The organism is Paraburkholderia sp. UCT31 (assembly GCF_014397655.1).
Classification (GTDB): Bacteria; Pseudomonadota; Gammaproteobacteria; order Burkholderiales; family Burkholderiaceae; genus Paraburkholderia; species Paraburkholderia tuberum.
Genome location: NZ_VZQP01000172.1, coordinates 1 through 1396 on the forward strand (window position 1 = coordinate 1; position 1396 = coordinate 1396).

At 62.1% G+C, this 1396-nt stretch carries 1 pseudogene; it reads left to right on the plus strand.

Annotation, left to right across the window (positions count from 1 at the left end):
* Positions 1-55 precede the first annotated feature (55 nt).
* Positions 56-1203, plus strand: a pseudogene (locus F6X40_RS41425) (IS3 family transposase); the annotation flags it as partial.
* Positions 1204-1396 lie beyond the last annotated feature (193 nt).

Here is a 1396-nt window from a genome sequence, read left to right on the forward strand (position 1 = left end):
CTGAAGTTGACCCAGAAAAACGGACATCTATCCTTTGGAGAAGGAGGTGCCGATTATGGGCAAGCATCGTACCCCGTACCCGGCGGAATTTCGGGCACAAATGGTCGGGCTGGTGAAGGCCGGACGCAGGCCGGAGGAACTGGAAAAGGAGTTCGAGCCGACTGCACAGACCATCTACAACTGGGTGGCGCAGGCTGATTGCGACACAGGTGTGCGGCATGACGGTCTGACCACAGCCGAACGGCAGGAGCTCACACGGTTGCGTCGCGAAGTCCGGCAACTGAAGATGGAGCGCGACATCCTCTCTCAGGCGGCAGCCTGGTTCGCGAGGGAGACGGGATCCATTCCACCGAAGGGCGGTACGGATTCATGAAAGCGAACCGGGCCCGCTGGCCCATCGCGATGATGGCACGGCTGCTCGGCGTCTCGACGAGCGGCTATTACACGTGGCTGGTGCGTGAGCCCGCGATGCGAACGCGTAGCGATGCGCAACTGCTCGCGCATATCCGCACGCTCCATGCAAGCTCGCGCGGCACGTATGGGGCACCGCGTATCCATGCGCAACTCGCGCGCGAAGGCGTACACGTGGGGCGCAAGCGGGTGGCGCGCCTCATGCGTATGGCGGGTCTGTGCGGGGCAAGCCGGCGGCGCTTGCCGCGCACCACACGGCCACGCGCAGGCGCCCGGCGTGCGCCTGATCTGGTGCGCCGGCACTTCAGTGCCGACGCGACAAACGTGCTGTGGGTCGCAGATGCGACCTATGTACCCACCGGTGAAGGATTCCTCTATCTGGCAGTCGTGCTGGATGTGTTCAGCCGTCGCATCATCGGCTGGGCGATGTCCAACCATCTGTACACCGAACTGATGTTACGCGCGCTGGACATGGCGTTGCAGCAACGACGCCATGACGGTGTGATTCTACATTCTGATCAAGGCTGTCAATACACCTCCATTGCCTTCGGGCGGCGCTGCCGAGAAGCCGGCGTACAACCGTCGATGGGGACCGCCGGCGACGCTTACGACAACGCGATGTGCGAGTCGTTCTTCGGCACGCTCGAAGCCGAACTGCTCTGTCGCGAACACTTCGCGACCCACGAACAGGCAAGGCGGCGTCTGTTCTCGTTTCTGGAGAGCTGGTACAATATACGCCGCCTGCACAGCAGCATCGGCTACTGTTCGCCGCTCGAGTTCGAAAACCTGCATGCGCAAGGTCAAAGCTTATCGCCGCGCGGGTTGTCCACCGCCAGGCAGCGTCGTGGTCGTGACAGGCGACCCGCCGCCCGGCCGTGGACAACCCGCGATTTGATCTTATCGGGAGGTGCCACACCGCACTAAACTCAACTGCAAATCTATCCAACTCAACTGCAAATCTATCCGTCGAACCGGGTCAACCTCA